Source organism: Streptomyces sp. NPDC058955 (genome assembly GCF_042741435.1).
Classification (GTDB): domain Bacteria; phylum Actinomycetota; class Actinomycetes; order Streptomycetales; family Streptomycetaceae; genus Streptomyces.
Window position 1 is genome coordinate 30,350 of the sequence record NZ_JBHYKM010000033.1, and the last position, 5,672, is coordinate 36,021.

A 5,672-nucleotide genomic window follows, 5' to 3' on the forward strand; every position below is an offset into this window, starting at 1 on the left:
CCCGGGCCGGGGCGGGGGGCAGCCCCGGGGGCCCCCCGCCCCCCTCCCGGGCGGCCCCGATGACCAGGCCCGCGCCGTTCCGCCGTCGCCCCGCCCCCCGCCGGGCGGGGGGGGCACGGACGGTTTCCGTCAAGGCGTTGTGCCGGCACGCAAGCACCAGGCTGGCAGACGCGGACCGTGTCCGCACCCGCACCGCCCGCAGCCGCCGGGACCGTCGGGCCGGGTGGACCCGCTGGTCGGGCGGGTGACCGGTCAGTGGGACACGGTGGCCTCCGGTCCGGTCCGTCCGGTCGGGGCGTCGTCGAGGAAGCCGCCCGACTGGTGCTGCCAGAGCTTGGCGTACGCGCCCTCGGCGGCGAGGAGTTGGTGGTGGTCGCCCTGCTCGACGATCCGGCCGCGGTCGAGCACCACGAGCCGGTCCATGCCGGCGACGGTGGAGAGCCGGTGGGCCACGACGAGCGCGGTGCGGCCCTCCATCAGGCGCCAGAGCGCGTCCTGGACGAGGAGTTCGCTCTCGGAGTCGAGCGCGCTGGTGGCCTCGTCGAGGAGGAGGATCGGCGCGTCGCGCAGGATCGCCCGGGCGAGCGCGACCCGCTGCCGCTGCCCGCCGGAGAGCTTCACCCCGCGCTCGCCGACCAGGGTGTCGAAGCCGTCGGGGAGCGCGTCGGCGAACTCGGTGACGTGGGCGGCCTCGGCGGCCCGGCGGATCTCGGCCTCGGTGGCCCCGGGCCGCGCGAAGGCGATGTTCTCCCTGAGGGTGCGGTGGAACATCGCCGGGTCCTGCGGTACGGAGGCGATGAGGCCGCGCAGGTCGGACTGGCGCATGCGGCTGATGTCCTGACCGCCGATCAGGATCCGGCCGCCGTCGACGTCCGTCATCCGCAGCAGCAGCCGGGTGAGGGTGGTTTTGCCGCCGCCGGAGCGGCCGACGAAGCCGACCTTGGTGCCGCCGGGCACGTCCAGGTCGAGCCCCTCGAAGAGCGGCTTCGCACCCCGGTGGGCGAAGTGCACGCCCTCGAAGCGGACCGCGCCGGATCGGTGGACCAGCGGCTCGGGGTGCGGCGGGTCCACGACGGTCGGCGGCTCCAGGAGGAGTTCGGTGAACTGGGCGGCCTCCGTCATGGAGCTTTCGAGGCGCCGGTAGATCTGGTTGAACTCGAACATGATGCGGGTGGCGTTGGCGTAGTACGTGAACGCCACGATGATCGCCTCCACGCCCCGCTCCCCCGCCCCGAGCATCAGGGCGAGCACCAGGCCGAGGACGTTGGTGACGACGGAGAGCGGCGCGACGAGGGTGTCGATGCGCAGGTTGCCGTAGTCCCAGGAGCGCAGGGTGATCCGGCGCGACTCGGCGACGCGGGACCGGTGTTCGGCGGCCTCCCGCTCCTCGGCGGCGAAGGAGCGGACGGTGTCCATGTTCATCAGCACGTCGGCGACGTGCCCCGACACCCGGGCGATCGCCTCCTCGCGCTCGGCGACGATGGCCTGCCGGCGGCGGATCAGCGGCACCACGCAGACGGCGGTGAGCGCGATCATGACGAGCAGTCCGACGACGAGCAGCGGGTCGTACTGCCACAGGACGACCGAGGCGAACAGGAGCGGGACGAGGCTGCCCATGATCTGGAAGGTCAGGGTGTCGACGAAGTCCTCGAAGCGGGCGGCGAAGCTGATGACCCGTTTGGTGAGGGAGCCCGCGAAGTTGTCGTGGAAGAACGCCGCGTCCTTGGCGAAGAGTTCGTCCATCCCGACGACGTAGAGGTGCTCGATGCCGCGGGCGTCGAGCCGGTTGAGGCAGTGGAGTCCGACCCGCCACAGCGCCTCGCCGAGCAGCAGCACGGCGGCGAAGGCGAGGGCGTAGGGCAGGACCGAGTCGAGGGTGGTCGAGCCGCCGTCGGCGACCCGGCCGACGAGCTTGGCGACCACGAGGGGCGCGAGGTAGTTGATGCCGATGTTCCCGAGGGCCGGGAGCAGCAGCGCGGGCACGGCCACCCGTCGGAGCCGCAGCAGTTCTCCCCCGTAATGGCGGAGCGCGAGGCGGACGGGGCCTTTGCCCGGTCCGCCGCCGCGTTGTTCTGACGTTCCCATCACGACCTTCCGTCGTCGTTCCGACACGTTCGGTGACGGAGTGTGGCGGAGGACGGACCGGGCGGTCCACGGATTTTCCGGGCGGACGCGGACCAGAGGGGCGTACGCGGGGGCGCGCCGAGGGGCGTGTAGGGGGCTTGTCGGGGGCCGGGGGCGTACGACTCAGGGGCGCAGCGCGGCGGTGAAGGCGGCGAGTTCGCGCACGACCCGGTCCGGGTCCTCCCAGTACACGACGTGCCCGGCGCCCTCGTGGACGAGGAACCGGGAGTCGGGGATCGCGTCCAGGATCAGCTGCTGGTCCGAACGGGTGAGCAGCGGGTCGCGGTCGCCCCAGACGACGAGGGTCGGGACGAGGATCCCGGTGAGCGTGGCCACGAGGTCGGTCTCCAGGAGTCCGCGCAGGGTCTCGCGCCAGACGCGGGCCGGGGCCTTCAGGCTCTCGTCGACGACGGTCTCCAGGAAGCCGGGGGCCACCCTGCCGACGGCGAGTCCGCGGGTGAAGTCGGCGGCGAAGGCCCGGTCCACCGGGTCGTCCAGGGCCTGCACGGTCTCCCAGACGTCGAGGACGCCGGGTTTGTCGGCGAGCAGGGCCGGGACGCCGAGGAGGACGAGTCCGGCGACCCGGTCGGGCCGTCGGCCGGCGACGATCCGGGCCTGCACCCCGCCGCTGGAACCGCCGACGAGGACGGCCCGCTCGATGCCGAGGTGGTCGAGGAAGGCGACGAGGTCGTCGGCGAAGTCCTCGGGGAGGTACCCGTCCGCCGGCTTGTCCGCGTCGCCGTGGCCGCGCTGGGTCGGCGCGTAGGCGTGCAGGGCGGACGGCATGGCCCGCAGCATCGGCTCGAAGGTCCACCAGGAGTCGGCGTAGCCGTGGACGAGGACGAGCGGCGGCCCGCTCCCGGGCCGGCCCGCCTCCGCGTACGGGAGCGTCGGGCGCCCGTCGCCGAGGACGGCGCGGTGCACGGCGACGGCGGCCATCGGCACCCTCCTCGGCGCTCGCTCTCCCGGACCGCGGCCCTCCCGCGCCACCGGAATGCGCGGACCGCGTCCCTTCCCAGCGTAGGGAGGCGATTCCGGCGACTCAACAGGAACGCCTCCGCGTCGGGCGGTCGGCCGTTCCGGTGAATTCCGCGCGGTCCGGCCCTGCGTGTTCGCGTGGCCGCGAGGACGCGCGTGCGCGACCATACGGACGCGCCGTCGTGAGAATCCCGGCCGGCGGCGGGAAAGAGCGAGCACACAGGAAGAAGGCCGTACGTGACCGGCAGCGAGAGCGAGAACCCGGCAATTTCCTCCCCCACCCCGAAGGACACCCGGCCCCGGACCAATCGGGACTGGTGGCCGAATCAGCTGGACCTCTCCGTACTCCATCGGAACGATCCGCAGGCCGACCCCCTCGACCAGGATTTCGACTACGCGAAGGAGTTCGCGGGCCTCGACGTCGAGGCGCTGAAGCGGGACGTCATCGCCCTGATGACGGATTCCCAGGAATGGTGGCCCGCCGACTACGGTCATTACGGTCCGTTCTTCATCCGGATGAGCTGGCACGCGGCAGGCACGTACCGCATCGCCGACGGCCGGGGCGGCGGCGGAAGCGGCGCACAGCGATTCGCGCCGCTGAACAGCTGGCCGGACAACGCGAGCCTGGACAAGGCGCGCCGTCTTCTCTGGCCGGTCAAGCAGAAGTACGGACAGAAGATCTCCTGGGCCGATCTCCTGGTTTTCGCCGGTAACTGCGCGATGGATTCCATGGGGTTCAGGACCTTCGGTTTCGGATTCGGCCGCGAGGACATCTGGGAGCCGGAGGAGATCTTCTGGGGACCGGAGGACACCTGGCTCGGCGACGAGCGCTACGCCGGCGACCGGGAGCTGAAGGGGCCGCTCGGCGCGGTCCAGATGGGCCTCATCTACGTCAACCCGGAGGGTCCGAACGGGAACCCGGACCCGCTGGCCGCGGCCCGCGACATCCGGGAGACCTTCGGCCGGATGGCGATGAACGACGAGGAGACGGTCGCGCTCATCGTCGGCGGCCACACCTTCGGCAAGTGCCACGGGGCGGTGAGCCCCGAGTTCATCGGTCCGGAGCCGGAGGCGGCGCCGATCGAGCAGATGGGCCTCGGCTGGAAGAACTCGTCCGGCACCGGCGTCGGCGGCGACGCCCTCACCAGCGGTCTGGAGGGCGCCTGGACCAACCGCCCGACCCAGTGGGACAACGGCTACCTCGACAACCTCTTCCGGTACGAGTGGGAGCTGACCACCAGCCCCGCCGGCGCGCAGCAGTGGAAGCCCACCGACCCGGCGGCCCAGGACACCGTCCCGGACGCGCACGACGCGTCGAAGCGGCACGCGCCGATGATGCTGACGACCGACCTGTCGCTGCGGATGGACCCGGTGTACGAGCCGATCGCCCGCCGCTTCCACGAGAACCCGGAGCAGCTCGCGGAGGCGTACGCCAAGGCCTGGTACAAGCTGCTGCACCGCGACATGGGGCCGCTGTCGCGGTACCTCGGCCCGTGGATCCCGGAGCCGCAGCTGTGGCAGGACCCGGTGCCGCCGGTCGACCACGGGCTGGTCTCGGACGAGGACATCGCCGCGCTCAAGGAGCGGATCCTCTCCTCGGGGCTGACCGTGCCCCAGCTGGTCACCACCGCCTGGGCGTCGGCGGCGAGCTTCCGCGGCACCGACAAGCGCGGCGGCGCCAACGGGGCGCGGATCCGGCTCGCGCCGCAGAAGGACTGGGCGGTCAACGACCTGCCGGAGGTGGCCGAGACGCTCCGCACCCTGGAGACGATCCAGCAGGAGTTCGCCGCCGGCCGGAGCGACGACACCCGGATCTCGCTGGCCGACCTGATCGTGCTGGGCGGCTGCGCGGCGGTCGAACGGGCCGCGAAGGAGGCCGGCCACCCGGTGACGGTGCCGTTCGCCCCCGGGCGGACGGACGCCTCCCAGGAGCAGACCGACGTGGAGTCGTTCGCGGTCCTCGAACCGCGCGCCGACGGCTTCCGCAACTACCTGCGGCCCGGCGAGAAGCTGTCGCCGGAGACGCTGCTGCTCGACCGGGCCGGCATGCTGACGCTGACGGCGCCGGAGATGACGGCGCTGATCGGCGGCATGCGGGCGCTGGACACCGGGCACGGCGGGGTGCGCCACGGCGTGTTCACCGACCGTCCGGGCAGCCTGACCACCGACTTCTTCGTCAATGTGCTGGACATGGGGACGGAATGGAAGGTCTCGGAGTCCGACGAGAACGTCTACGAGGGCCGGGACCGGGCCACCGGCGAACTGAAGTGGACGGGCACCGCCGTGGACCTGGTCTTCGGCTCCCACGCCCAGCTGCGGGCCCTGTCGGAGGTGTACGCGTCGCGGGACGCGGGCGCGAAGTTCGTCCGTGACTTCGTCGCCGCCTGGACGAAGGTGATGCAGCTGGACCGCTTCGACCTGCGCTGAGGCACCCCGCCGGCGCCGGGTCCGCCCCGGACACGGGCCGGGGGGGGGGGCGGGGGGGGGGGGGGGGGGGGGGGGCGGGGGGCGGGGGGGGGGGGGGGGGTGGTGTGGGGGGGGGGGGGGGTGGGGGTGGTGGTGTTTTGTGG

3 protein-coding genes are annotated in these 5,672 nt (G+C 72.8%); 1 reads left to right on the top strand and 2 read right to left on the bottom strand.

Annotated features, from left to right (window positions below; all coding sequences use genetic code 11):
- Nucleotides 1–252 precede the first annotated feature (252 nt).
- A complete protein-coding gene (locus ACFW1I_RS15615) occupies nt 253–2,085 on the bottom strand; it encodes an ABC transporter ATP-binding protein (RefSeq protein WP_384670050.1) in 1,833 nt (610 codons plus the stop codon).
- Between the two features lie 162 nt (nt 2,086–2,247).
- On the bottom strand, nt 2,248–3,063 hold the full coding sequence (locus ACFW1I_RS15620) for an alpha/beta fold hydrolase (RefSeq protein ID WP_384670052.1): 816 nt from the start codon (nt 3,061–3,063) through the stop codon (nt 2,248–2,250).
- Nucleotides 3,064–3,339: 276 nt separating this feature from the next.
- Here ACFW1I_RS15620 and katG point away from each other — a divergent pair, with 276 nt between their 5' ends.
- Nucleotides 3,340–5,529: a catalase/peroxidase HPI gene (gene katG, locus ACFW1I_RS15625; protein ID WP_384670053.1), complete on the top strand. Its 2,190-nt coding sequence runs from the start codon at nt 3,340–3,342 to the stop codon at nt 5,527–5,529.
- The last annotated feature ends 143 nt before the right edge of the window (nt 5,530–5,672 follow it).